Origin of the sequence: Pseudomonas sp. 22085 (genome assembly GCF_052045815.1) — a bacterium.
Lineage (GTDB): Bacteria > Pseudomonadota > Gammaproteobacteria > Pseudomonadales > Pseudomonadaceae > Aquipseudomonas > Aquipseudomonas glycinae.
This window is the reverse complement of the sequence record NZ_JBQEQA010000004.1, coordinates 197,481-219,392: the sequence shown is the minus strand read 5'-3', so window position 1 is coordinate 219,392 and position 21,912 is coordinate 197,481. Positions and strand designations below refer to the sequence as shown.

General features: G+C 58.9%; 25 protein-coding genes. 10 read left to right on the top strand and 15 right to left on the bottom strand.

The features are described 5' to 3' along the window. Window positions 1-36 precede the first annotated feature (36 nt). Window positions 37-378, top strand: coding sequence for a Grx4 family monothiol glutaredoxin (gene grxD / locus ACTJK7_RS06435; protein ID WP_039765841.1), 342 nt, complete (start codon window positions 37-39; stop codon window positions 376-378). A 105-nt stretch (window positions 379-483) separates the two neighbouring features. Here the strand turns inward: grxD and bfr are convergent, their stop codons facing one another. Both bfr and ACTJK7_RS06425 read right to left on the bottom strand, forming a co-directional pair. Further along, on the bottom strand, window positions 484-960 hold the full coding sequence (gene bfr / locus ACTJK7_RS06430; RefSeq protein ID WP_011335740.1) for a bacterioferritin: 477 nt from the start codon (window positions 958-960) through the stop codon (window positions 484-486). Window positions 961-1,160: 200 nt separating this feature from the next. After that, window positions 1,161-1,379: a bacterioferritin-associated ferredoxin gene (locus ACTJK7_RS06425; protein ID WP_007953193.1), complete on the bottom strand. Its 219-nt coding sequence runs from the start codon at window positions 1,377-1,379 to the stop codon at window positions 1,161-1,163. A 291-nt stretch (window positions 1,380-1,670) separates the two neighbouring features. Here ACTJK7_RS06425 and ACTJK7_RS06420 point away from each other — a divergent pair, with 291 nt between their 5' ends. Then, complete coding sequence (locus ACTJK7_RS06420; protein ID WP_007963972.1) at window positions 1,671-2,273, top strand: peroxiredoxin; 603 nt, start codon at window positions 1,671-1,673, stop codon at window positions 2,271-2,273. A gap of 74 nt (window positions 2,274-2,347) precedes the next feature. On the opposite strand, the gene rnt is transcribed toward ACTJK7_RS06420, so the two are convergent. Beyond that, window positions 2,348-3,022 (bottom strand): ribonuclease T, encoded by a 675-nt coding sequence (gene rnt, locus ACTJK7_RS06415; RefSeq protein ID WP_007953196.1) that lies wholly within the window; start codon window positions 3,020-3,022, stop codon window positions 2,348-2,350. After that, window positions 3,019-4,065 (bottom strand): dihydroorotase, encoded by a 1,047-nt coding sequence (gene pyrC / locus ACTJK7_RS06410; RefSeq protein ID WP_440779863.1) that lies wholly within the window; start codon window positions 4,063-4,065, stop codon window positions 3,019-3,021. The genes rnt and pyrC overlap by 4 nt, the downstream gene beginning before the upstream one ends. A 160-nt stretch (window positions 4,066-4,225) precedes the next feature. Here pyrC and ACTJK7_RS06405 point away from each other — a divergent pair, with 160 nt between their 5' ends. Next, complete coding sequence (locus tag ACTJK7_RS06405) at window positions 4,226-5,134, top strand: flagellar protein MotY (RefSeq protein WP_007953200.1); 909 nt, start codon at window positions 4,226-4,228, stop codon at window positions 5,132-5,134. 129 nt (window positions 5,135-5,263) lie between these two features. Next, on the top strand, window positions 5,264-6,481 hold the full coding sequence (locus tag ACTJK7_RS06400; RefSeq protein WP_011335737.1) for an argininosuccinate synthase: 1,218 nt from the start codon (window positions 5,264-5,266) through the stop codon (window positions 6,479-6,481). Between the two features lie 115 nt (window positions 6,482-6,596). Here ACTJK7_RS06400 and ACTJK7_RS06395 read toward each other — a convergent pair whose 3' ends face one another. Further along, a complete protein-coding gene (locus ACTJK7_RS06395; protein ID WP_085654767.1) occupies window positions 6,597-7,178 on the bottom strand; it encodes a hypothetical protein in 582 nt (193 codons plus the stop codon). Window positions 7,179-7,579: 401 nt separating this feature from the next. Here ACTJK7_RS06395 and ACTJK7_RS06390 point away from each other — a divergent pair, with 401 nt between their 5' ends. Next, window positions 7,580-8,206 carry a response regulator transcription factor gene (locus ACTJK7_RS06390; RefSeq protein WP_007953203.1) on the top strand — a complete coding sequence of 209 codons (627 nt, stop codon included), beginning with the start codon at window positions 7,580-7,582 and terminating at the stop codon, window positions 8,204-8,206. Window positions 8,207-8,294: 88 nt separating this feature from the next. On the opposite strand, the gene ACTJK7_RS06385 is transcribed toward ACTJK7_RS06390, so the two are convergent. The 8 genes from ACTJK7_RS06385 to metG all read right to left on the bottom strand — a co-directional run bounded on the left by ACTJK7_RS06385 (window position 8,295) and on the right by metG (window position 15,330). After that, window positions 8,295-8,474 (bottom strand): PA3496 family putative envelope integrity protein, encoded by a 180-nt coding sequence (locus ACTJK7_RS06385; protein WP_064383833.1) that lies wholly within the window; start codon window positions 8,472-8,474, stop codon window positions 8,295-8,297. Window positions 8,475-8,581: 107 nt separating this feature from the next. Next, complete coding sequence (nth, locus tag ACTJK7_RS06380) at window positions 8,582-9,220, bottom strand: endonuclease III (protein WP_085647251.1); 639 nt, start codon at window positions 9,218-9,220, stop codon at window positions 8,582-8,584. Then, entirely contained in the window at window positions 9,217-9,798 is a 582-nt protein-coding gene (locus tag ACTJK7_RS06375; RefSeq protein ID WP_108563138.1) for an Rnf-Nqr domain containing protein, read from the bottom strand. Before ACTJK7_RS06375 ends, nth begins: the two co-directional genes overlap by 4 nt. Further along, the gene (locus ACTJK7_RS06370; protein ID WP_108563137.1) at window positions 9,795-10,400 is read right to left on the bottom strand and encodes an RnfABCDGE type electron transport complex subunit G; all 606 of its coding nucleotides are present in this window, start codon (window positions 10,398-10,400) and stop codon (window positions 9,795-9,797) included. Before ACTJK7_RS06370 ends, ACTJK7_RS06375 begins: the two co-directional genes overlap by 4 nt. Next, window positions 10,397-11,380 (bottom strand): RnfABCDGE type electron transport complex subunit D, encoded by a 984-nt coding sequence (locus ACTJK7_RS06365; RefSeq protein ID WP_108563136.1) that lies wholly within the window; start codon window positions 11,378-11,380, stop codon window positions 10,397-10,399. Before ACTJK7_RS06365 ends, ACTJK7_RS06370 begins: the two co-directional genes overlap by 4 nt. Beyond that, window positions 11,367-12,581, bottom strand: coding sequence for an electron transport complex subunit RsxB (gene rsxB, locus ACTJK7_RS06360; RefSeq protein ID WP_108563135.1), 1,215 nt, complete (start codon window positions 12,579-12,581; stop codon window positions 11,367-11,369). The genes ACTJK7_RS06365 and rsxB overlap by 14 nt, the downstream gene beginning before the upstream one ends. Further along, on the bottom strand, window positions 12,578-13,147 hold the full coding sequence (locus ACTJK7_RS06355) for an electron transport complex protein RnfA (RefSeq protein ID WP_440779862.1): 570 nt from the start codon (window positions 13,145-13,147) through the stop codon (window positions 12,578-12,580). The genes rsxB and ACTJK7_RS06355 overlap by 4 nt, the downstream gene beginning before the upstream one ends. A 131-nt stretch (window positions 13,148-13,278) precedes the next feature. Continuing rightward, window positions 13,279-15,330, bottom strand: coding sequence for a methionine--tRNA ligase (gene metG, locus ACTJK7_RS06350; RefSeq protein WP_440779861.1), 2,052 nt, complete (start codon window positions 15,328-15,330; stop codon window positions 13,279-13,281). Between the two features lie 155 nt (window positions 15,331-15,485). On the opposite strand from metG, the gene apbC reads away from it, so the two are divergent. After that, window positions 15,486-16,580, top strand: a complete 1,095-nt coding sequence (gene apbC, locus ACTJK7_RS06345; protein WP_064383825.1) for an iron-sulfur cluster carrier protein ApbC — start codon at window positions 15,486-15,488, stop codon at window positions 16,578-16,580. Between the two features lie 68 nt (window positions 16,581-16,648). On the opposite strand, the gene ACTJK7_RS06340 is transcribed toward apbC, so the two are convergent. Next, a complete protein-coding gene (locus tag ACTJK7_RS06340; protein ID WP_011335726.1) occupies window positions 16,649-17,407 on the bottom strand; it encodes an SDR family oxidoreductase in 759 nt (252 codons plus the stop codon). Window positions 17,408-17,567: 160 nt separating this feature from the next. Here ACTJK7_RS06340 and ACTJK7_RS06335 point away from each other — a divergent pair, with 160 nt between their 5' ends. From ACTJK7_RS06335 to groL, 4 genes are all read left to right on the top strand, one after another. Then, window positions 17,568-18,299, top strand: a complete 732-nt coding sequence (locus ACTJK7_RS06335) for a HugZ family pyridoxamine 5'-phosphate oxidase (RefSeq protein WP_064383824.1) — start codon at window positions 17,568-17,570, stop codon at window positions 18,297-18,299. Window positions 18,300-18,364: 65 nt separating this feature from the next. Next, on the top strand, window positions 18,365-18,841 hold the full coding sequence (locus ACTJK7_RS06330) for an FxsA family protein (protein WP_039765871.1): 477 nt from the start codon (window positions 18,365-18,367) through the stop codon (window positions 18,839-18,841). Window positions 18,842-19,099: 258 nt separating this feature from the next. Next, entirely contained in the window at window positions 19,100-19,393 is a 294-nt protein-coding gene (locus ACTJK7_RS06325; protein WP_064383823.1) for a co-chaperone GroES, read from the top strand. Between the two features lie 49 nt (window positions 19,394-19,442). After that, window positions 19,443-21,089 carry a chaperonin GroEL gene (gene groL, locus ACTJK7_RS06320; RefSeq protein WP_064383822.1) on the top strand — a complete coding sequence of 549 codons (1,647 nt, stop codon included), beginning with the start codon at window positions 19,443-19,445 and terminating at the stop codon, window positions 21,087-21,089. Window positions 21,090-21,164: 75 nt separating this feature from the next. Here the strand turns inward: groL and ACTJK7_RS06315 are convergent, their stop codons facing one another. After that, window positions 21,165-21,908, bottom strand: coding sequence for a phosphatase PAP2 family protein (locus tag ACTJK7_RS06315; RefSeq protein WP_197868531.1), 744 nt, complete (start codon window positions 21,906-21,908; stop codon window positions 21,165-21,167). Between the last annotated feature and the right edge of the window lie 4 nt (window positions 21,909-21,912).

Below are 21,912 nucleotides of genomic sequence, written 5' to 3'. Positions count from 1 at the left end.
CGACCCATGAGTCGGAAAGTTCAGCCGAGGTGCTCCATGGATATCATCGAAACGATTAAAGAGCAGATTGCCAACAACACCATTCTGCTTTACATGAAAGGCTCGCCGAATGCCCCCCAGTGTGGCTTCTCCGCGAAAGCTGCGCAGGCTGTGATGGGCTGCGGCGAGAAGTTCGCCTACGTCGACATCCTGCAGAACCCGGAAATCCGCGCCAACCTGCCGAAGTACGCCAACTGGCCGACTTTCCCGCAGCTGTGGGTAGCCGGTGAACTGGTCGGCGGCAGCGACATCATGGCTGAAATGTTTGCCAACGGTGAGCTGCAGACCCTGGTCAAGGAAGCATCCGCCAAGGCTGCTGCGGCCAAGTCCGAAGCCTGATTGGCTTCTGCGCGGATTTCGGCGAGCTGAAGTCCGGGCAATAAAAAGCCCCGCCTCTCGAAAGAGGGCGGGGCTTTTTAGTGTCTCGAGTTTAGCGCTGGCTAATTACTCGTCTTCGCCCATCTGCGATTGCAGATAGTTCTCAAGACCGACTTTATCGATCAGGCCCAGTTGGGTTTCCAGCCAGTCAATGTGTTCTTCTTCGGATTCCAGGATGTCTTCGAGCAGTTCGCGGCTGCCGAAGTCACCGACGGATTCGCAGTGGGCGATGGCGGCCTTGAGGTCGGCATGGCCGGTCTTCTCGATACGCAGGTCGCACTCCAGCATTTCCTTGGTGTGCTCGCCGATGTGCAGCTTGCCCAGATCCTGCACGTTCGGCAGGCCTTCGAGGAACAGGATGCGCTTGATCAGCTTGTCCGCGTGCTTCATCTCGTCGATGGATTCGTGGTACTCGTGTTTGCCGAGCTTGTTCAGGCCCCAATCTTCGTACATGCGTGCATGCAGGAAGTACTGATTGATCGCGACCAGCTCATTGGCAAGGATCTTGTTGAGATGCTGGATGACTGTTACGTCGCCTTTCATGATGGGAGTCCTGCCCTAAGTAGCGGTATATAAGGCAGAGTTTGAGCTTGGTATTTATAAGTGTCAAACCTAAGTTATTGAATAATAAATGAAAATTAATCGGAATAAGAATGTTTGTGTTCCGCGTCTGGGCGCTAAGCAGTTGATTTTCAGGCATAAAAAAACCGGACATAAGTCCGGTTCTTCGAATTCGGAGATCATTACGCGGCGGTAAATTCTGCCGGGTAGGGGATCGCGGCCTGTGCGGTTTGCAGTTTGGTCAGGGTTTCGCGAACCACTTCCTTCGCCAGGCACGCACATTTGCCGCATTGGCTGGCGACGCCGGTGGCCTGACGGACTTCTTTATAGCTGCAGCAACCTTCATAGATCGCTTCGCGGATTTGTCCGTCGGTGACGCCAGTGCAGAGGCAAACATACATAAGTGAGAACCGTCGCTGGTTGTGACTCAATTGCGATGGATCTTAATGTTAACGAGAATGATTGTCAAAGTGCTTTCCGAAGGGTTTTCATCGCCAACGGCTGTGACTGACGAACGGTGGTGCATGGCTGAATGCCAGCCGGGATTTCGCGAAAAACCTTTAAGGACAGTCGAAAAACGCAGTGTATGATGGTCGGCCCTTGCGAAGGGGGTTCGTGTCACAGGGCTGTCGCCTGAGGGTGGCAGGCTGGCCCGAACCCTGAACTTCAAGTTTCTACACCAGGAGATATCAATGAGCGTACTCGTAGGCAAACAAGCCCCTGACTTCACCGTCCCGGCCGTACTCGGCAATGGCGAGATCGTTGACAGCTTCACCCTGTCCTCGGCCATCAAAGGCAAATACGGCCTGGTGTTCTTCTACCCGCTGGACTTCACCTTTGTCTGCCCGTCCGAGCTGATCGCTCTGGACAACCGTATGGCCGACTTCAAGGCACGCAACGTTGAAGTAGTCGCCGTTTCGATCGACTCGCACTTCACCCACAACGCCTGGCGCAACACCCCGGTCAACAATGGCGGCATCGGCCAGGTGAAATACACCATGGCTGCCGACATGAAGCACGAAATCGCCAAGGCCTACGACGTTGAGTCCGAAGGCGGCGTGGCTTTCCGTGGCGCGTTCCTGATCGACGACAAAGGCGTTGTCCGCTCGCAGATCATCAACGACCTGCCGCTGGGCCGTAACATGGAAGAGCTGATCCGTCTGGTCGACGCTCTGCAATTCCACGAAGAGCACGGCGAAGTCTGCCCTGCCAACTGGAAAAAAGGCGACAAAGGCATGAACGCTTCGCCAGAAGGCGTTGCGGCTTACCTGACCGAGAACGCTGCTGCCCTGTAAGGCGCATCGTCGAGGTACAAAAAAACCGGCTCTTGAGCCGGTTTTTTCATGCGCGGGATTTAGCCCGACGACCCTCAGTCGTCGAAGTCTTCCCAGCCGCCCATCTGTTTCCAGCGGTTGACGATGCCGCAGAACAGCTCGGCGGTCTTTTCGGTGTCGTAACGCGCCGAATGCGCTTCACGGCCGTCGAAATCGATGTCGGCTGCCTGGCAAGCCTTGGCCAGTACGGTCTGACCGTACGCCAGACCCGCGAGGGTTGCGGTGTCGAAGCTGGAGAACGGGTGGAACGGGTTGCGCTTCATGTCCAGCCGCGCGACGGCGGCGTTCAGGAAGCCGAGGTCGAAGCTGCTGTTGTGGCCGACCAGAATCGCCCGCTTGCAGCCGTTGGCCTTCAAGGCCTTTCGCACGCCACGGAAGATGTCGGTCAGCGCCGTTTCTTCGCTGACGGCCATGCGCAACGGGTGATCGAGCTTGATCCCGGTGAACTCCAGCGCGGCCGCTTCAACGTTGGCGCCTTCGAACGGCTCGACACGGAAGAAGTAAGTGTGGTCCGGATAGACGAAACCCTTTTCATCCATGGCGATGGTGGTCGCGGCAATCTCCAGCAGTGCGTCGGTGGCCGAGTTGAAACCACCGGTCTCTACGTCGACGACAACCGGCAGGTAGCCGCGAAAGCGTGCTGCCATTGGATGACGGGAACCGCCGCCACCTTGACCGTCCAGTTCGTCGTCGAAATGGTCTTCACTCACGCGTGTTCCTCCAGCAGGCGCCAGCGCAGTTTTTCACCGGCGCGCAGCGGGATGACGGTCAGCTCGCCGAAAGGCAGGCTGGTCGGGGCGGTCCATTCGTCACGAACCAGGGTGATGCGATCGGTGTTTGCCGGCAGGTCATAGAAACGCGGGCCGTTGAGGCTGGCGAACGCTTCGAGCTTGTCCAGCGCATTACGCTGTTCGAAGGCTTCGGCATACAGCTCGATGGCGGCATACGCGGTGTAGCAGCCGGCGCAGCCGCAGGCGGCTTCCTTGGCGTGCTGGGCGTGCGGCGCCGAGTCGGTGCCCAGGAAGAATTTCGCGCTGCCGCTGGTGGCGGCGTCGAGCAGGGCTTCCTGGTGCGTATTGCGTTTGAGGATCGGCAGGCAATAGAAGTGCGGCCGAATCCCGCCCACCAGCATGTGGTTGCGGTTGTACAGCAGGTGATGCGCGGTGATGGTCGCGCCGACGTTGGCCGAAGCCTCGTTGACGAACTGCACGGCGTCGCCGGTGGTGATGTGTTCGAACACCACTTTCAGCGTCGGAAAGCGCTCGACCACGCGACGCATGTGCTCATCGATGAAGATTTTCTCGCGGTCGAACACGTCGACGTCGCCACGGGTGACTTCGCCGTGGATCAACAGCGGCATGCCGACTTCGGCCATGGCTTCCAGCACCGGGAAAATCTTGTCGATGCTGGTGACCCCGGAATCGGAGTTGGTGGTGGCGCCGGCCGGATACAGCTTCGCGGCGTGCACGAAACCGCTGGCCTTGGCCTCACGGATTTCTTCGGGCTGGGTGCGGTCGGTGAGGTACAGCACCATCAGCGGCTCGAAACGACTGCCGGCCGGGCGGGCAGCGAGAATCCGCTGGCGATAGCCGTCGGCTTCAGCGGCGTTGCGCACCGGAGGTACCAGGTTGGGCATGATGATGGCGCGACCAAAGGTGCGCGCGACATCCGCAACGGTATTGGTCAACACGGCACCATCGCGAAGATGAATGTGCCAGTCGTCGGGACGCAGCAGGGTCAGGCGGTCGGACATGAGGGGATTCCAGGCGGGTCAAACTGAGGCGAATGCTACCGGAAAAGACTCTTGCAGGCACTCGCTATCAAGTTTTGCGACGAGCGTCCGATATCCCATAGGTATGCCGTAAAGATGTATGTCTCGGTCTTTTTTGTTGTAGAAGCCAATGGAGCCTCCCGTGCGCCAGCGATATTTAGCCTTGCTCAGTGTGTTTGCCAGCCTTCCCGCGATGGCACTGACCTACCAGACCCGTCTGGAGAACATTGAGTGGACGGTCGAGGGCGACAAGTTCGAGTGCCGTCTGACGCAGCCGATCACTGATTTTGGCTCAGGGCAATTCGTGCGCAAGGCCGGCGAGCAGGCGACCTTTCGCCTGAACGCCTACAACGCCATGCTCGGCGGTGGTTCGGCGACCTTGCTGGCAGCGGCTGCGCCGTGGCAGCCGGGTCGTGGCGACATCAATCTGGGCACGGTTCGACTGGGCAGCGGCAACGTGCTGTTCAACAGTTCTCAATCCCAGGCCGGGCAACTGATCAGCGGTTTGATGGACGGTCGCAGCCCCGTGGTGCGCCGGGCATCGGGCGATGGTCGGGTGTCGGAAGTGCGCCTGTTGCCGGTCAAGTTCAGCAAGGCGTTCAATGACTATCAGACCTGTGTGGCGAAACTGCTCCCGCAGAATTTCGATCAGGTCAAACAATCGCAGATCGGCTTCCCCGGCGAAGGCATCGAACTGGACGCCGCCGCCAAGGCCAAGTTGCAAGTGATGCTCGAGTACATGAAGGCCGATCCGACGGTCAATCACATTGAGCTCGATGGCCACTCCGACAACAGCGGCAATCGCCTGACCAATCGCGAACTGTCGCGCCGCCGCGCGCTGGCCGTGGTCGACTTCTTCAAGGCCAACGGCATCCAGGAATCGCAGATCACCGTGCGTTTCCATGGTGAACGCTACCCGTTGGTGCCGAACACCAATGCCGCCAACCGAGCCAAGAACCGGCGGGTCAACGTGCACCTGGCGCGGGTGGCACCGACGACTGCTCCGGCACCTCAGGCCAGCACGCCTGCCAACACTGCGGCAACTTCCTGACCTGCCGGTCATCGTCGCCCTCTCGACAGATTCTGTCGCTTTGTCGTCTTAAGCTGTCGCGCCTCTGTAAATTATCGCGTTTGGGCGGTAGACTCCTCGGCTTTCCGTAGAACCCCGTGGAGTGATGGCATGGCGGACGTAAACAAGGTCGTTCTGGCGTATTCCGGCGGCCTGGACACTTCGGTGATCCTCAAGTGGCTGCAGGATACTTATAACTGTGAAGTCGTGACCTTCACCGCTGACCTGGGTCAGGGCGAAGAGGTCGAGCCGGCTCGCGCCAAGGCGCAGGCCATGGGCGTCAAAGAAATCTACATCGACGACCTGCGCGAAGAATTCGTGCGTGACTTCGTGTTCCCGATGTTCCGCGCCAACACCGTTTACGAAGGCGAGTACCTGCTGGGTACTTCCATCGCGCGTCCGCTGATCGCCAAGCGTCTGATCGAAATCGCCAACGAAACCGGCGCCGATGCCATTTCCCACGGCGCCACCGGCAAGGGCAACGACCAGGTGCGTTTCGAACTGGGTGCCTACGCGCTCAAGCCAGGCGTGAAAGTGATTGCTCCGTGGCGCGAGTGGGACCTGCTGTCCCGCGAGAAGCTGATGGACTACGCCGAGAAGCACGCGATCCCGATCGAGCGTCACGGCAAGAAGAAATCCCCATACTCGATGGACGCCAACCTGCTGCACATCTCCTATGAAGGCGGCGTGCTGGAAGACACCTGGACCGAGCACGAGGAAGACATGTGGCGCTGGACCGTCTCCCCGGAGAAGGCTCCCGACACCCCGCAATACCTGGAACTGACCTACCGCAACGGCGACATCGTCGCGCTGGACGGCGTCGAAATGACCCCGGCCACCGTGCTGGCGACCCTGAACAGGATCGGTGGCGAGCACGGCATCGGCCGTCTCGACATCGTCGAGAACCGTTACGTCGGCATGAAGTCCCGTGGCTGCTACGAAACCCCGGGCGGTACCATCATGCTGCGCGCTCACCGCGCGATCGAATCGATCACTCTGGACCGCGAAGTCGCTCACCTCAAAGACGAGCTGATGCCGAAGTACGCCAGCCTGATCTACACCGGCTACTGGTGGAGCCCTGAGCGTCTGATGCTGCAACAGATGATCGACGCTTCTCAGGTCAACGTGAACGGCGTTGTCCGTCTGAAACTGTACAAGGGCAACGTGATCGTGACCGGCCGCAAGTCCGACGATTCGCTGTTCGACGCCAACATCGCGACCTTCGAAGAAGACGGCGGCGCCTACAACCAGGCCGACGCGGCGGGCTTCATCAAGCTCAACGCACTGCGCATGCGTATTGCTGCCAACAAGGGCCGCAAGCTGTTCTGAGTTTTTTGGTGTGATGAAAATGGCGGCCTTGTCTGTGTGACAAGGCCGCCACTGCGCAAATTCCCCTGCTTGACTTGATCAGCAATGGTCAGTATCTCCGCGATATTCCGCCTTCTCAAACTTTCCCCGCCTGGATCATGTTCATTGAGTCCGCGTCGTAGAAAATACAGTAAGTAGTTCCGACGGCTTTCTTTCCCTGTTTAAACGATTTGAAGATATTTTCCGTTGCTGAATCGTCTGATATCGAGCTGGTCAAAAACACGAATATTCTGAGTGAGTGCTTGGGCGAGTGTGGGATTTTTTCCAATAATACTTCTGTCTCCGATACGGAAATTCCTCCCCTGGTGTCAATGATATATAGCGTGCTGAATGGTTTTGGCAGTTTTACCGTATGCAGTGCTGGATTGGGCTGCGGTTGTACCTCCATCAAGTTCGTTGCGGTATCTTCAAATGCCTTTAGAAAATTATTTTCGTTATTGAAGTCCGACGGTGCATAAAGTGAACGATAGTTAAAGTTGAGTGTGATGAAGAACAGGAATGACAAGAAAAACGGGAAGCTGATCAAAAGCCAGATATATGTTTTTCGTTCTTCGTTATCAAGAAAAGGCAGGGAGACCGCCGCCGAAGTTTCGGTTATCAACGCAAATATGGCGATGATGCTTATAGGGTTTGTGACTTTTTTGTATTTTTTCAACATGGTCTTTTCTCATGAAATTGACTGTTCTCGTTGTGATGTTTTTAGGGGTTTGTATAGGGGAGCGATGAGGGGTGTATTCAGTGCTCGTTAACGGGTGTTTATATTAAAAGTGGCCGGGTGAACATCAGTATGTTGTTTCAGGTTTTTTGTGATGGATGGTTTTGTCATTTCTGGAATGAGTGGTCGAATTGTTGTTGGTTATTGACCGGTCGGAAGTGAGGCTTTTGTTCTTTCTGCCCTCATGCTTTTGTTCTGGTGGGCCGTTTCTGTAGGACTAATCTTTATGGGTTGTAGGAAGTGTCTCTTGATGCCAGTGTGAATGAACTTATCCATGCCATGGATGAAATGACTGCGTTATTGTGCCGGTTCTAAAAATTCGAACAGCGAAACTGGACTTGCCCATGAATAAAGTGCTGATCGTGGATGATCACCCCGTCATTCGTCTTGCGGTACGTATGCTGATGGAGCGTCATGGCTACGAAGTCATTGCAGAAACCGATAATGGAGTGGATGCATTACAGCTTGCCCGCGACCAGATGCCCGATATTGTCATTCTTGATATCGGTATACCGAAACTGGATGGACTGGAAGTCATTGCGCGCCTTACAACAAGTGCAATGCCGTTGAAAGTGCTCGTGCTGACGTCACAGTCACCGGGGCACTTTTCCATGCGTTGCATGCAATCGGGGGCGGCGGGTTATGTTTGCAAGCAACAGGATCTCACTGAGTTGCTGAGTGCAATCAAGGCGGTACTGTCCGGATACAGCTATTTTCCGAATCAGGCGTTGCACACCGTGCGAACCAGTCTGGGAAACGCCAGCGAGGCGGACATGGTTGATCGCCTGTCAGGGCGTGAAATGATGGTGTTGCAGCAACTGGCGCGAGGCAAGACCAACAAGGAAATTGCCGACGGGATGTTCCTGAGCAACAAGACCGTGAGTACCTACAAAACCCGATTGCTTTTAAAACTCAACGCGCGGTCGCTGGTGGATCTGATTGAGTTGGCGCAGCGGAACGGCCTGGTCTGAGAGTTTCTGTGGCTGACGGATCATGGGCGGATCGGAATCAGCGTATGCCAGAAAGAGAAAAGCCTCCGTTTCGGGAGGCTTTCAAATGTCAGAGATCAAAATCGTAATCGGCCAATTGCTTCTGCAACCGGCGCTCCTCAAGCAGGTTGTCGATGGTTCGACGCTTGCTGAGATTGGTCTTGGCGACTTCAACCACCGGTTCGGCGTCGTCGGTTTCGGCAGCGATGAAATCGTCGTCTACATCCAGTTGTTCTTTGGTGTCAGTCATAAGGTCAACTCCAGGCTAAGACTGCCGTTGGCGCTCCTTATATCGATATTCCCGCCGATGGTAAAAAAGATTTTTTCAATCGATAAATCAATAATTCCAATAGCCGCTCAATCGTCTGAAGTCTTGTGCTTGTACTCACACAAATCTTCGATCCGACAGCTGCCACAACGGGGTTTGCGTGCCAGGCACACGTAGCGCCCGTGAAGAATGAGCCAGTGGTGCGAGTCGAGCAGGTATTCTTTTGGCACAAACTTCATCAGTTTTTTTTCCACCTCGACCACATTTTTACCCGGTGCAATGCCGGTGCGGTTGCTGACCCGGAAGATGTGGGTGTCCACTGCCATGGTCAACTGGCGGAACGCGGTGTTGAGCACCACGTTGGCGGTCTTGCGGCCAACACCGGGCAAGGCTTCCAGTTCTTCGCGCGTCTGCGGGACCTCGCCATTGTGCAGCTCGACCAGCAGGCGGCAGGTCTCGATCACGTTTTTGGCTTTGCTGTTATAGAGTCCGATGGTCTTGATGTATTCGGACAGACCTTCAACGCCCAAGGCATGAATGGCTGCCGGCGTGTTCGCCACCGGGAACAGCTTGGCCGTCGCTTTGTTCACCCCGACATCCGTCGACTGCGCGGACAGAATCACCGCGATCAACAGTTCGAAAGGCGAGGAGTAGGCCAGTTCGGTCTTGGGTTCGGGGTTGTCCTCGTGCAGCCTGCGGAAGATCTCCAGACGTTTTGCGGCATTCATGGGTGATGCGTTTCCTCGGGTAGGGCGGCAGGGCGAGTCCAGGCCTGACGGGCGGCCAGTAACAGTCCAAGCAATATGAAGGCGCCGGGCGCCAGCGTCGCGAAATGCAGGCCTTCGCTGAACAGAATCAAGCCTTGCCAGTGTTCCGACAGGTGATGGCCGATGCTGCCCTGCCCGATCAGCTCACGCAATACCGCGAGCACAATCATCAGCACGGCAAACAGGCCACACAGGTTCAGCGGTGCGCGGACAGGCTGGCGAAAGAATCCATTGTGCTCCAGCACGACGCATTGCAAGCCAATCAGCCCAACATAAAGGCTGATCAGTTGATGCCACTGCATTGCACTGCGTTGCAGGAAAATATCGGCGCAGCCCGTCAGCGTCGCGGCCAGCACCAGACTGACCGGCAACAGGCTCTGGCTGCTCAGACGCGAGCGCAGCGGTGCCATGCACACACCGTAAACGCCCATGACAACCGCGAATATCAACAGCGTCGCCAGCGCACCCGCCACGGAGTCGCTGGCTCCGATCAATAGCACCAGCATCATTGAATTCGACAGTGTCGCTGACGTGTTCATGACGCGCTCCCGATCAGGGCCGTCCGGTGTTCATCGAAGTAGCGCAGGGCATCGTGGATGGCATTGATCGCCGCGCGAGATGTAATGGTTGCCCCGGCGATCTGGTCGAATTGCCCCTGATCCTTCTTCAAGGCCCATCCGGCATCTGGCGGTTGGCTGAGTGATTTTCCGCTGAAGGCCTGAAGCCAGCCATGTGGCCAGTCGCCGATATGCCCGCCCAGCGAAGGCGTTTCGTTTTGCTCAAGGGTTTTCACGCCGAGCAATCGGCCCTTGGCGTCGATGGCAATCAGCAACTCGATATTGCCAGCGTAACCTTGGGTCTGGCTGCGCAACAGGACTGCCACGGGTTGTCCGTTTTTGCTCGCCCGATAACCGCCCAGCAGCTGACTATGGCTCAGGTTGATGTCGGTCAGCGTCAGAGGTTGTTGAAGCGGCTGATTGTCGTAAGCGTCGACCGGCAGCACGTCCAGCAATTTACGACTCTCACGCAGACGCTGTTCGGCGGCGATCTGCGGCGCATTGCTGCGTTGCACCAGCCACGTCACGCCGATGCCCAGCGCGCTTATCAACAACAGTGTGATCAGGCTGTTCGTCCGGTTCATGTTGTTACCCGCGCCTGACGGGCCATCGCAAAGCGCTCCAGCGCCGGCACGCAGAGGTTCATCAACAGCACCGCAAACGCCACGCCGTCCGGGTAACCACCCCAGGTGCGGATCACGTACGTCAACAGCCCCACGCCCGCGCCGAACAGCAGACGGCCGAGCGGACTCCTGGCGCCCGATACCGGTTCAGTGACGATGAAAAATGCGCCAAGCATGGTCGCGCCGCTCAGCAGGTGAAACAGTGGCGAACCGTGGGAGTCGGATCCCGAACCGTTCCAGCACAACAGGCTGATCACAAACAGGCTGGCGAGCATGCCGACCGGTGCCTGCCAACCAAACACCCGACGCTGTAACAGGAACAGGCCGCCGGCGAGGAACGCCAGGTTCACCCACTCAACGCCGTGCCCGCCAACGCGACCGAAAGCCGGATTGGCGGCAAACAGTTCGTCCATGGTCAGGCTTTTATTGATGCGCAAACTGTCCAGCGCGGTGGCTTGAACCCAGGCATCCGGCTGTGAGCCCGGATTGAACACCTGGCCAAAAGCCGCCGCCAGACCCATGCCATGGGCGGGCCAGTGGGTCATCGGTTGCGGGAACATGACCATCGCCAGGGCAAAGCCGAGCATGGCTGGATTGAACGGGTTTCGGCCCACGCCACCGTACAGATGTTTACCCAGCAGCAGGCCCGAGGCGATCGCCGTGACCGTCAGCCACCACGGGCAATAAGGCGGCAGGGCAATTGCCAGCAGCGTGGCGCTGACGACCGCGCTGCCATCGGTCAAGGTAGCTTGCAATGGCTGGCGGCGCAGATGTGTCACCGCAGCTTCCACAGCCAGCGCCGTGCCGACGGAGAGAATCAGGTTGATCGACACGCCCCAGCCGTAAAACCAGAACAACGCCAGCCATCCCGGCAATGTCGCCAGCAACACCAGCTTCATTGCCTGTTGCAGGCGCTCGTCTCTGGTTTCAATGGCTGACATGAGCTTGTACCAGCCGCTCTGCTTCTTGCAGGCGAGCACGGGCCTTTTCGAGGATGTCGGCGGGTGTGCCGTCGCGCCGTTGCAGCTTGTTCAGATCGGCACGAGCGTAGGCCAGTTCGGTTTTCAGCTGACGCAGCTGGTCGTCGATCGGACGTTTCTCGACACGCACAAGCTCGGGCGTCGGTTGATCGCTGGCGGCTTCGGCGTTGTGCAGGGCCTGTTCGGCGTCACGCAGCGCTTGCTCCAGCGCGGCGATCTCGGCTGGCGGAGCCTCCGCGGTTTGCGCTTTTTTCAGCTCGGCGCGGCGCATTGCCAACTGGATTTTTGCCCGCTTCAGATCGGCGTCCTTCGCCGGAGCGGCCACGACCGGCGCGGGTGCCGCGCTGCTTTCCAGCTTCGCCAGTGCCTGTTCGGCCGCTTCGAACTGTTGTTGCAGGACGATCAGTTGCGATTGCTGATCGAAGGTTGGCGGATGACCGAATGCCTTGAGCGACTTGTTCAATTGCGCCCGACTCATGGCCACGTCGATCTTGGCTTTTTTCAGCGCAGCATCGGCGGTCGCGGCTTTTTGCGCACGCACCCGTTCCAGCGCCGCCTGCACTGGATCGAGTGTGGTGGCGGTGGCTTCGGCCTGGGCCGCGCGCTGCGCCCGGGCCTCGCGTTCGGCCTGCTTCTGCTGCTCTTCGCGTTGCAAGCGAGCGTTACGCCGTTCGAAACGCTGGCGGGCGTGATCGCGTTTGGCCGCACGAGCCTGTTGTTCTTCAAGGCTGGCGGCCAGCCCACCGACCACCGGCAGCGTGCCCAGCGGCAGCGGGTGCATCTCTATGCAGTCAACCGGGCAGGGCGCCACGCACAGATCGCAACCGGTGCATTCGTCGATGATGACGGTGTGCATCAGTTTTGCCGCGCCGACGATCGCGTCGATCGGGCAGGCCTGGATGCATTTGGTGCAGCCGATGCATTCGGCCTCGCGAATGTAGGCCACTTGCGGCGGCGCCGAACCACGGCTGATGTCCAGTTCCAGCACCGGGATTTTCAGCAGTTCGGCCAGCGCCGCAATGGTTTCGTCGCCACCCGGCGGGCACTTGTTGATCGGCTCGCCGTCAGCGATGCCTTCAGCGTAGGGTTTGCATCCGGGATGGCCGCACTTGCCGCATTGGGTCTGCGGCAGCAAGGCATCGATGCGTTGAATCAGACTCATGTTTTGATCAGTCCACTGAATCCGAGAAAAGCCACGGCCATCAGTCCGGCGCCGATCAACAGGATCGGCAGACCACGAAAGGGCAGGGGAATATCGTTGTCGGCCGTGCGTTCGCGCAAATCGCTGAACAGGCTCAACACCAGCCAGAAACCCAGACCGGCGCCAAGGCTCAGGGCTGTCGCATGTAACAGGCCTTGATCCGTTTGCGCGTTGATCAGCGTCAGCCCCAGCACACCGGCATTGCCCAGCAGCAGCGGCCACAAACCTTCGAATGGCAGCGTGGGTCGCCAATGTGCCAACAGCTTCAGCAACGGCGCGAAAAGCAGGACGCTCAACGGCAGAAACACAAACTGCCGCAGGAATTCCAGTTGCATCGGCACCAGCAGCCAATGCCAGATCGCATAACCCGCCACGCCGACAATCAGCATCAAACACAACGTTGCCAGCCCCAGCGCATGCACCTGACGGCGTTCGCCCGCCAGCAGCGGATCGACGCCCAGCGGCCAGTGCAACACGAAGTTGTTGATCAGCGCAGCACTGAAGAGCGTAAGCACGAGTTCGGTCATGGTTCTGCCGGCAGGAACGGACGAGTGTCACTTAAGGTTAGGCATTATCCGGCAGCCGTGGAGGGCGGGCCAGATATGAAAAATCCCACAGGCGCACGGAGCACGCCTGTGGGATCTGTCAGGGCAGAACCTTACTTGATGCGCTGACCCGGCTTGGCGCCGCTGTCCGGGCTCAGCAGGTAGATTTCTTCACCGCCAGGGCCGGCCGCCATCACCATGCCTTCGGAGATGCCGAACTTCATTTTCCGTGGCTTGAGGTTGGCGATCATCATGGTCAGGCGACCGTCGAGCTTCGACGGATCCGGATAAGCGCTCTTGATCCCCGAGAACACGTTGCGTTGCTCGTCACCGATGTCGAGGGTCAGGCGCAGCAGCTTGTCCGCGCCTTCCACGTGTTCGGCCTTGACGATCAGCGCCACGCGCAGGTCGACGGCGGCGAAGGTGTCGAAGTCGATTTCCGGCGACAGCGGATCCTTGGCCAGTTCGCCATTGCCGGCAGGTGCGGCGGCGCCGGTGTCGGTCTGGCTGGCGGTCAGGTCTTCTTTCGAGGCGTCGGTCATGGCTTGCACTTTCACCGGGTCGATGCGGGTCATCAACGGTTTGAATTCGTTCAACTGGTGGTTGGCCAGCAGCTTGGTGTGGTCGTTCCAGGTCAGCGGAGCGACGTTGAGGAACGCCTCGGCATCGGCGGCCAGCACTGGCAGCACCGGTTTGAGGAAGATCACCAACTGACGGAACAGGTTGATCGCCGTGGCGCAGACCGCCTGGACTTCATCCTGCTTGCCTTCCTGCTTGTTCAGCGACCATGGCGCCTTGTCGGCGATCCAGGCGTTGGCGCGGTCGGCCAACGCCATGGTTTCGCGCATGGCACGGGCGAAGTCGCGGGCCTCATAGGCGTCGGCGATGCTTGGCGCAGCAGCCAGGAATGCTTCGGTCAGTTCCGGTGCGGCGTTGGTGTCCACCAGCAGGCCGGCGTTGCCTTTCTGGATGAAACCGGCGCAACGGCTGGCGATGTTGACGACTTTGCCGACCAGGTCGGAGTTGACCTTCTGCACGAAGTCTTCGAGGTTCAGGTCGAGGTCGTCCACGCCACGGCCCAGTTTGGCCGCGTAGTAGTAGCGCAGGTATTCCGGCGACAGGTGATCCAGGTAGGTACGGGCCTTGATGAAGGTGCCGCGGGACTTGGACATCTTCTGACCGTTGACGGTCAGGTAGCCGTGCACGTTGATCCCGGTCGGCTTGCGGAAACCCGCGCCTTCAAGCATCGCCGGCCAGAACAGGGCATGGAAGTTGACGATGTCCTTGCCGATGAAGTGGTACAGCTCGGCGGTGGAGTCCTTGCCCCAGAACGCGTCGAAGTCCAGCTCCGGCGTGCGGTCGCAGAGGTTCTTGAAGCTGGCCATGTAGCCGATCGGCGCGTCCAGCCACACGTAGAAGTACTTGCCCGGCTCGCCCGGGATCTCGAAGCCGAAGTACGGCGCATCGCGGGAGATGTCCCACTGTTGCAGGCCGGCGTCCAGCCATTCGGCGATCTTGTTGGCCACGGCGTCCTGCAGGGTGCCGCTGCGGGTCCAGCCCTGCAGCATTTCCTGGAAGTCCGGCAGCTTGAAGAAGAAGTGCTGGGAATCCTTGAGCACCGGGGTGGCGCCGGAGATTGCCGATTTCGGATCCTTCAGATCGGTCGGCGCGTAGGTCGCACCGCATTTTTCGCAGTTGTCGCCGTACTGGTCTTCGGTGCCGCATTTCGGGCAGGTGCCCTTGATGAAGCGGTCGGCCAGGAACATTTTCTTTTCCGGGTCGAAATACTGGGTGATCGAACGTTGGGCGATGTGCCCGGCGTCACGCAGCTTCAGGTAGATCTGGCTCGACAGCTCACGGTTTTCTTCGGCGTGAGTGGAGTGGAAGTTGTCGAAGTCCACCAGGAACTCGGCAAAGTCGGCGCTGTGTTCGGCCTGGACGTTGGCGATCAGTTGTTCCGGGGTGATGCCTTCCTTTTCCGCGCGCAGCATGATCGCCGAACCGTGGGCGTCGTCGGCGCAGACATAAATGCACTGATTGCCGCGATGCTTCTGGAAGCGCACCCACATATCGGTCTGGATGTATTCCAGCATGTGGCCAAGGTGGATCGAACCGTTGGCGTAGGGCAGGGCGCTGGTGACGAGAATCTTGCGTGGTTCGGACATGTGGGGCTTCGCTACTTGATGAAACGGAGGTCGGCCACTATAAAGCGCCGGGAAAGATATTTCACCTCTGCAAATCGTTGCCGGACATGCCGTCCGGAGGACAGAAGGGGTAGGATACCCGCCATCTTTTCCCAGTCTTGTTATCGGAGTTGCCCATGAGTGCCGTCACTCGCGCAGCGGTGGAAGCCGTCCTCAGCCAATACACCGACCCTTACCTGAACCAGGATCCGGTCAGCGCCGGTTGCGTGCGCAACATCGAAATCACCGGTGATCGCGTCAGCGTGCAGTTGGAAATCGGTTATGCCGCCGGTCTGTTCAAGAGCGGCTGGGCGCAATTGCTGCAACTGGCCATCGAAAACCTCGACGGCGTGGTGACTGCGAAGGTCGAGGTCAACAGCGTGATCGCCGCGCACAAGGCCCAGGCGCAGATCCCGGGGCTGGCCAACGTCAAGAACGTGGTCGCCGTGGCCTCCGGCAAGGGCGGTGTGGGCAAGTCCACCACCGCTGCCAACCTGGCCCTGGCACTGGCCCGCGAAGGTGCGAAGGTCGGGATTCTCGATGCCGATATCTATGGCCCGAGCCAGGGCATCATGTTCGGCATTCCCGAGGGCACCCGTCCGCAGGTCAAGGATCAGAAATGGTTCGTGCCGCTGCAGGCCCATGGCGTGGAAGTGATGTCGATGGCATTCCTGACCGACGACAACACGCCGATGGTCTGGCGCGGGCCGATGGTCTCCGGCGCGCTGCTGCAACTGGTGACGCAAACCGCCTGGGGCGACCTGGATTATCTGGTCATCGACATGCCGCCAGGCACCGGCGACATCCAGCTGACCCTGGCGCAGAAAGTCCCGGTGGCTGGCGCCGTGATCGTCACCACACCGCAGGATCTGGCGCTGCTCGACGCGCGTAAAGGCGTAGAGATGTTCCGCAAGGTCAACATTCCGGTGCTGGGCGTGGTGGAAAACATGGCCGTGCACATCTGCTCGAACTGCGGTCATGCCGAGCATCTGTTCGGTGAGGGCGGTGGAGAGAAGCTGGCGACCCAGTTCGGCGTCGAGCTGCTGGCTTCGTTGCCGCTGTCGATGCTGATCCGCGAACAGGCCGATGGCGGCAAGCCGACGGTGATTTCCGAGCCGGACAGCCAGATCGCCATGGTCTATCAGGAACTGGCCCGCCACGTCGGCGCGCGGATCGTGTTGCAGGAAGCAGCCTCGCCTGCGATGCCGAACATCACCATCAGCGACGATTGATGCCTGCGGTTTAAACAAAAACGCCCCGGTGCCTGTGCACCGGGGCGTTTTTCATTGCGTGGCAGGGGTCAGATACGCAACCCGCCGTCCATCTCCAGAATCCGGCCGGTGTAGTAGTCGTTCTCGAAGATGTACGCCGCCGAATGGGCGATCTCTTCCGGCTTGCCCATGCGCTTGAGCGGAATGCCCGAGGTCATTTTTTCCAGCGCTTCAGGCTTCATGCCCAGGGTCATCTCGGTTTCGATGAAGCCCGGTGCGATACCCGCCACGCGGATGCCATAGCGCGCCAGTTCCTTCGCCCACGTCACGGTCGCCGCAGCGACGCCAGCCTTGGCGGCGGAGTAGTTGGTCTGGCCGACGTTGCCCGCGCGGGAGATCGACGAGATGTTGATGATCGCGCCGCTGTTCTTCAGCTCGACCATTTTCGCCGCCACTTCACGGGTGCAAAGGAATACGCCGGTCAGGTTGACGTCGATCACAGCCTGCCACTGGGCCAGGCTCATCTTGGTCATCTCGCCGTCCTTGACCTTGAGCAGCAGGCCGTCGCGCAGGATCCCGGCGTTGTTGATCAGGCCGTGGATCGCGCCGAAGTCTTCGGCGACCTGAGCGACCATGTGCGTCACCTGCTCTTCGTTGGCGACGTTGCACAGATAGCTGCGTGCCTCGACACCCTTGGCCTTGCAGGCTGCGACTGCGTCATCGAGTTTTTCCTGATTCAGGTCGACCAGCGCCAGCTTCGCGCCCTTGCCCGCGAAATACTCGGCCATCGAGCGGCCCAAGCCTTGGCAACCGCCAGTGATAATGATTACTTTGTCGTTGAGTTGCATTCGCATGCCCCCGAGAGCAGGTCAGAGTGGTCCTTACAGGTAGCCTCTCGATCTGCACCGGCCAGCAGCCTGTTGCACATGAGAACTGCCCGATGGCGAGTGGGACAAAACCCATGCGCCTGTCCGTTTTGTCGACGGATTCTATTTAAGGAGTCATAAATTGAGCGTTGAAGCGGCTAAGAATGCCCGAGAATTGCTTCTCAAGGAATACCGTGGCGTGCTGTCGACCCACTCCAGATCGATGCCCGGTTTTCCGTTTGGCTCCGTGGTTCCCTACTGCCTGGACGAGCAGGGCCGGCCGCTGATCCTGATCAGCCGTATCGCCCAGCACACCCACAACCTGCAGAAAGATCCGAAATGTTCGCTGCTGGTGGGTGAGCGCGAGGCCGACGATGTGCAAGCCGTTGGTCGCCTGACCTACCTGGCCGAGGCGGCAAAACTCGAAGACGCTGCCGCCATCGAAGCTGCCGCCGAGCGCTACTACCGTTATTTCCCCGATTCGCAGAATTACCACAAGGCCCACGATTTCGATTTCTGGGTGCTCAAACCGGTGCGTCATCGCTACATCGGCGGTTTTGGCGCGATCCATTGGGTCGATCACCTGACCCTGGCCAACCCGTTCGCCGGCAAGGCCGAAGTCAGCATGGTCGAGCACATGAACAGCGACCACGCCAAGGCCATTGCGCATTACGTCGACCTCGCCGGCCTGCCGAAAACCGTCCCGGCGCAACTGGCCGGGATCGACACCGAAGGCATGCACTTGCGCATCGGTCAGGCGCTGTACTGGCTGCCGTTTCAAGCGCCTTGTCATACGCCGATACAAGTGCGCGAGGCCTTGGTTTCTCTGGCTCACGCCGAGGTCTGGCCAAAAAATGCGGTGGCCGATGCTTGAATTCACGAAAGGGCGACGTCATCTAAGGCTTACTGCAAGGCATTTCTTGCGTTGAGGAAACTTTGATGCGCCCTTTTTTGTTGCTCTTTCTGCTGTTCCCGGTGTTGGAGCTGTTCGTATTCGTCAAAGTGGCAGGATCGATCGGATTTTTCCCGGCCCTGCTGCTGATCATTCTCGGCTCGATGTTCGGCGTGTTCGTGCTGCGCGTCGCCGGGCTGGCCACCGCACTGCGTGCCCGTGAAAGCCTGAACCGCGGCGAACTGCCTGCGCAAACCATGCTTGAAGGCCTGATGCTGGCCCTGGCCGGTGGCCTGTTGATCCTGCCGGGCTTCATCAGCGACGTGGTCGGTCTGGTGCTGCTGTTGCCGTTCAGTCGCCGACTGGTCGCTAACAAAATGCGCCAGCGCGCTGAAGAACAGGCCATGCGCCAGCGAGCGTTCGCCGATGACCTGCAACCTCGCGGCGGTCCTGCACCGCGTCAGCCTCTGGGCCGCGAAGGTGATGTGATCGAAGGCGAATTCGAACACCGCGACAGCAAGTAACTTCTGCATCGACACGGCACCTTCGGGTGCCGTGTTCTTTTATGGGACGAATTCAGTCAGCCTGCATGAAAATTTTTTGTCCTCAACCCTTGTAATCAGCTTATGCGCCCTTATGTATCGGTCACCGCAAGGTTCCGGCATATGAGTCGGACAGACTTCCGCGGTTCGCTCGACGAGCCGCAACCGGCGCAGGCCGGATTCGTTAAACCCGCCGGGACTACACCGGCCGATGAAAACCACAATTAGGAGAGATCGACAATGAAGCTTCGTCCTCTGCATGACCGCGTCGTTATCCGTCGCAGCGAAGAAGAAAAGAAAACCGCTGGCGGTATCGTCCTGCCAGGTTCGGCTGCTGAAAAGGCCAACCACGGTGTGATCGTCGCTGCAGGTCCGGGCAAAACTCTGGAAAACGGTGAAGTGCGTCCGCTGGCCGTTAAAGTCGGCGACAAGGTTGTGTTCGGTCCTTACTCCGGCAGCAACACTGTGAAAGTCGACGGCGAAGACCTGCTGGTAATGGCTGAGAACGAGATTCTCGCTGTACTGGAAGGCTGATTCCCCGCTCATTTTCCCGCTACTACAAAGTATTTAAGGAATATCGATCATGGCTGCTAAAGAAGTTAAATTCGGCGATGCCGCTCGCTCCAAGATGCTCAAAGGCGTCAACGTTCTGGCTGACGCGGTAAAAGCGACCCTGGGCCCGAAAGGCCGTAACGTGATCCTCGAGAAGAGCTTCGGCGCTCCGACCATCACCAAGGACGGCGTTTCCGTCGCCAAAGAAATCGAACTCGAAGATCGCTTCGAAAACATGGGCGCGCAGCTGGTCAAAGACGTTGCCTCCCGTGCCAACGATGACGCCGGTGACGGTACTACTACCGCTACCGTTCTGGCTCAGTCGATCGTCAACGAAGGCCTGAAAGCCGTCGCTGCCGGCATGAACCCGATGGACCTGAAGCGCGGTATCGACAAAGCGACCATCGCGATCGTCAAAGAACTGAAAGCCCTGTCCAAGCCATGCGCTGACACCAAGGCCATCGCTCAGGTCGGCACCATCTCCGCCAACTCCGACAACTCCATCGGCGACATCATTGCCGAAGCCATGGAAAAAGTCGGTAAAGAAGGCGTGATCACCGTTGAAGAAGGCTCGGGCCTGGAAAACGAACTGTCGGTTGTAGAAGGCATGCAGTTCGACCGTGGCTACCTGTCCCCGTACTTCGTCAACAAGCCGGACACCATGGTCGCCGAGCTCGACGGCCCGCTGATCCTGCTGGTCGACAAGAAGATCTCGAACATCCGCGAAATGCTGCCAGTGCTGGAAGCCGTAGCCAAAGCCGGCCGTCCACTGCTGATCGTGGCCGAAGACGTTGAAGGCGAAGCCCTGGCGACTCTGGTTGTGAACAACATGCGTGGCATCGTTAAAGTCGCAGCCGTCAAGGCTCCAGGCTTCGGCGACCGTCGCAAGGCCATGCTGCAGGACATCGCCGTTCTGACCGGCGGTACCGTGATTTCCGAAGAGATCGGCCTGAGCCTGGAAAGCACCACCCTGGAACACCTGGGCAGCGCCAAGCGCGTGACCCTGTCCAAGGAAAACACCATCATCGTTGACGGTGCTGGCGTTCAAGGCGACATCGAAGCCCGTATCGCTCAGATCCGTGCCCAGGTTGCCGAAACTTCCTCGGACTACGACCGTGAAAAACTGCAAGAGCGTCTGGCCAAGCTGTCCGGCGGCGTTGCAGTGATCAAGGTTGGCGCTGGTTCCGAAGTCGAAATGAAAGAGAAGAAAGCCCGCGTTGAAGACGCCCTGCACGCAACCCGTGCAGCCGTTGAAGAAGGCGTGGTTCCTGGCGGTGGCGTTGCGCTGATCCGCGCTCTGGAAGCCCTGACCGAACTGACCGGCGACAATGCTGACCAGAACGTCGGTATCGCTGTGCTGCGTCGCGCTGTTGAAGCGCCGCTGCGTCAGATCGCTGCCAACTCCGGTGACGAGCCAAGCGTAGTCGTCAACGAAGTCAAGAACGGCAAAGGTAACTTCGGTTACAACGCTGCTTCCGGCGAATACGGCGACATGATCGAAATGGGCATCCTGGACCCAACCAAGGTCACCCGTTCGGCTCTGCAAGCTGCAGCCTCCATCGGCGGTCTGATCCTGACCACCGAAGCAGCTGTTGCTGACGCACCGAAGAAAGAAGGTGCAGCTGGCGGCGGTATGCCAGACATGGGCGGCATGGGTGGCATGGGCGGCATGATGTAAGCCAGCCTTACCCAGTAACGAAAAACCCCGTCTGCGTGAGCAGACGGGGTTTTTTATTGCCCGCGTTTCAGAGTTTCATGCGTTGACCGGCCGGGCCTGTGTCGCTGTTTCAGCCTTTACTGCCGGACGATACAGAATCCAGTAATACGACCCCAGACAGATCAGCCAGCAGAAGATCGCCGTCCACACGTTGTGGGAAAAGAAGTGCGCGCCCTGCATCATCCGGCTGATCGAGAACACCGACCCCAGCGCAAAGGCAAAGATGAACGCCTGACGGGCCAGCCGCGGGCGACGATCACGCAGCACGAAGAACAACGCAAACAAGGTAAAACCTGTAGCCGCATGACCACCCGGCCAGCAACGGCCGGGCTTGTCGGTCGGCGGGCGATGCTCCAGCAGCTTGCTGTAGGTTTCATGGCCGCCGAACTGTTCGAGGCTCCAGGGGCATTGCACCGCTGTCACCGCTTTCACCGGCGTGACAAAAGAAGTGGCCAGCCCCAGCGACAACACCAGGCAGCCCAGCTCACGCTTGAACGGTTTGAGCCGATCAATGAAAAACGCGCCGATGAACCCGAGGATGGAGAACACCGAAAAGGCGATCACCACTTGTTTGGCGCGGTCGTGGAGGATGTTTTCCAGGAAGTAGCTGTGGCGGCCAATGAAGTCACCGGCAGCCGGGTCATAGAAAAGCCGGGCCAGATCCATGTCCAGATCGGTCAGCTCCAGCAACACCAGAATGACGGCCGCCACGGCGGGAATCCCCAGGCACAACCAGAAATTCAGTGGGCGAGGGGCAGGGCGTACAACGCTTGATGACATGACA

Coding starts and splice junctions, on each gene's coding strand:
- ACTJK7_RS06420 (WP_007963972.1), top strand. CDS start 1,671: ATGAGCGTACTCGTAGGCAAACAAGCCCCTGACTTCACCGTCCCGGCC.
- ACTJK7_RS06395 (WP_085654767.1), bottom strand. CDS start 7,178: ATGTTGAAAAAATACAAAAAAGTCACAAACCCTATAAGCATCATCGCC.
- ACTJK7_RS06400 (WP_011335737.1), top strand. CDS start 5,264: ATGGCGGACGTAAACAAGGTCGTTCTGGCGTATTCCGGCGGCCTGGAC.
- ACTJK7_RS06365 (WP_108563136.1), bottom strand. CDS start 11,380: ATGTCAGCCATTGAAACCAGAGACGAGCGCCTGCAACAGGCAATGAAG.
- pyrC (WP_440779863.1), bottom strand. CDS start 4,065: ATGTCCGACCGCCTGACCCTGCTGCGTCCCGACGACTGGCACATTCAT.
- ACTJK7_RS06375 (WP_108563138.1), bottom strand. CDS start 9,798: ATGAACACGTCAGCGACACTGTCGAATTCAATGATGCTGGTGCTATTG.
- grxD (WP_039765841.1), top strand. CDS start 37: ATGGATATCATCGAAACGATTAAAGAGCAGATTGCCAACAACACCATT.
- metG (WP_440779861.1), bottom strand. CDS start 15,330: ATGTCCGAACCACGCAAGATTCTCGTCACCAGCGCCCTGCCCTACGCC.
- bfr (WP_011335740.1), bottom strand. CDS start 960: ATGAAAGGCGACGTAACAGTCATCCAGCATCTCAACAAGATCCTTGCC.
- ACTJK7_RS06425 (WP_007953193.1), bottom strand. CDS start 1,379: ATGTATGTTTGCCTCTGCACTGGCGTCACCGACGGACAAATCCGCGAA.
- ACTJK7_RS06385 (WP_064383833.1), bottom strand. CDS start 8,474: ATGACTGACACCAAAGAACAACTGGATGTAGACGACGATTTCATCGCT.
- ACTJK7_RS06355 (WP_440779862.1), bottom strand. CDS start 13,147: ATGACCGAACTCGTGCTTACGCTCTTCAGTGCTGCGCTGATCAACAAC.
- apbC (WP_064383825.1), top strand. CDS start 15,486: ATGAGTGCCGTCACTCGCGCAGCGGTGGAAGCCGTCCTCAGCCAATAC.
- ACTJK7_RS06340 (WP_011335726.1), bottom strand. CDS start 17,407: ATGCAACTCAACGACAAAGTAATCATTATCACTGGCGGTTGCCAAGGC.
- ACTJK7_RS06315 (WP_197868531.1), bottom strand. CDS start 21,908: ATGTCATCAAGCGTTGTACGCCCTGCCCCTCGCCCACTGAATTTCTGG.
- rsxB (WP_108563135.1), bottom strand. CDS start 12,581: ATGAGTCTGATTCAACGCATCGATGCCTTGCTGCCGCAGACCCAATGC.
- ACTJK7_RS06325 (WP_064383823.1), top strand. CDS start 19,100: ATGAAGCTTCGTCCTCTGCATGACCGCGTCGTTATCCGTCGCAGCGAA.
- groL (WP_064383822.1), top strand. CDS start 19,443: ATGGCTGCTAAAGAAGTTAAATTCGGCGATGCCGCTCGCTCCAAGATG.
- ACTJK7_RS06370 (WP_108563137.1), bottom strand. CDS start 10,400: ATGAACCGGACGAACAGCCTGATCACACTGTTGTTGATAAGCGCGCTG.
- ACTJK7_RS06330 (WP_039765871.1), top strand. CDS start 18,365: ATGCGCCCTTTTTTGTTGCTCTTTCTGCTGTTCCCGGTGTTGGAGCTG.
- nth (WP_085647251.1), bottom strand. CDS start 9,220: ATGAATGCCGCAAAACGTCTGGAGATCTTCCGCAGGCTGCACGAGGAC.
- ACTJK7_RS06390 (WP_007953203.1), top strand. CDS start 7,580: ATGAATAAAGTGCTGATCGTGGATGATCACCCCGTCATTCGTCTTGCG.